2 protein-coding genes are annotated in these 1678 nt (G+C 72.3%); both read left to right on the top strand.

Annotation, left to right across the window (positions count from 1 at the left end; translation table 11 throughout):
• Positions 1–87: 87 nt before the first annotated feature.
• Complete coding sequence (locus tag VR44_RS35660; RefSeq protein ID WP_045951801.1) at positions 88–1071, top strand: carbohydrate kinase family protein; 984 nt, start codon at positions 88–90, stop codon at positions 1069–1071.
• 1 nt (position 1072) lies between these two features.
• A partial coding sequence (locus tag VR44_RS35665; protein ID WP_045951802.1) for a homocysteine S-methyltransferase family protein occupies positions 1073–1678 on the top strand: 606 nt, incomplete at its 3' end.

Genomic DNA, 1678 nt, shown 5'->3' on the forward strand with positions numbered 1-1678 from the left:
ACGGCCACTTCGGCCGCGAGCTCCCCGAGTTCACCTGGGAGCGCACCGACCGCGTGCACGCGCTGCGCAAGGCAGCCGGAGTCTGACATGCGGATCGCTGTCACGGGTTCCATCGCGACCGATCACCTGATGACCTTCCCCGGCCGGTTCGCCGAGCAGCTGCTGGCGGACCGGCTGGACCGGGTCTCCCTGTCCTTCCTCGCCGACCACCTGGACGTGCGGCGCGGCGGCGTGGCGGCGAACATCGCCTTCGGCCTGGGCGTGCTGGGACTGCGCCCCCTGCTGGTGGGTGCCGTGGGCGCGGACTTCGAGCCGTACCGGGTGTGGCTCAAGGACCACGGAGTGGACACCGACTCCGTACGGGTCAGCGACACCCTCCACACGGCCCGCTTCGTCTGCACCACCGACGAGGAACAGAACCAGATCGCCACCTTCTACGCGGGCGCCATGGCCGAAGCCCGCGAGATCGACCTGCACGAGGTCTTCGTCCGCACCGGCCGGCCCGACCTGGTGCTCGTCTCCCCGGACGACCCGCGGGCCATGCTCCGCCACACCCGCGCCTGCCGCGAACTGGGCGTCCCCTTCGCCTCCGACCCCTCCCAGCAGCTCGCCCGGCTCACCCGGGACGAGGTGCTGGAACTCATCGACGGCGCGACCCGGCTCTTCACCAACGAGTACGAGTCCGCCCTGCTCCTCGAACGCTCCGGGCTCACCGAGGAGCAGGTCCTGGAACGGGTCGGCTCCTGGGTCACCACCCGCGGCGAGGACGGGGTGCGCATCCGCACCGCGTCCGGCGCGGAACTGACCGTGCCGGCGGTGCCCGTCACGGCCGTGGTCGACCCCACCGGCGTCGGCGACGCCTTCCGGGCCGGGTTCCTCGCCGGCACGGCCCGGGGCCTGCCCGAGCAGTACGCGGCCCAGCTGGGCTGCGCGGTCGCGGCGACCGTACTCGACCACGCCGGCACCCAGGAGTACCGGCTGACCCGGGACGCCCTGCTGGCCCGGCTGCGCTCCGCCTACGGGCCGCGGAGCGAAGAGGAACTGTCGGAACTCCTGAGGGGACTGGGATGAGATGAGACGGTCACTGAGGGAGGAGTTCGCGACCCGGGTGGTGGTCGCGGACGGGGCGATGGGCACGATGCTCCAGGCCGCCGACCCCACCATGGACGACTTCCTGGGGCTGGAGGGCTGCAACGAGATCCTCAACGTCACCCGCCCCGACATCGTCCGCTCGGTGCACGACGCCTACTTCGCGGTCGGCGTGGACTGCGTCGAGACGAACACCTTCGGCACGAACCTGTCCGCGCTGGCGGAGTACGGGGTCGAGGAGCGGATCTACGAGCTCGCCGAGGCCGGCGCCCGCATCGCCCGCGAGTCCGCGGACGCCTTCACGGCGGCCGACGGCAGGCCCCGCTGGGTCCTGGGCTCCATGGGCCCGGGCACCAAGCTCCCCACCCTCGGGCACATCGCCTACGACCGTCTGCGCGCGGCCTACCAGGAGAACGCGGAGGGCCTGATCCGCGGCGGCGCGGACGCCCTCCTCGTCGAGACCACCCAGGACCTCCTCCAGACGAAGGCCGCCGTCATCGGCGCGCGGCGGGCCCTGGACTGGTGCGGGATGGGGGACCTTCCCCTGATCGTGCAGGTCACGGTGGAGGCGACCGGCACGATGCTGCTG

Origin of the sequence: Streptomyces katrae (assembly GCF_000966975.1) — a bacterium.
Taxonomy (GTDB): domain Bacteria; phylum Actinomycetota; class Actinomycetes; order Streptomycetales; family Streptomycetaceae; genus Streptomyces; species Streptomyces katrae.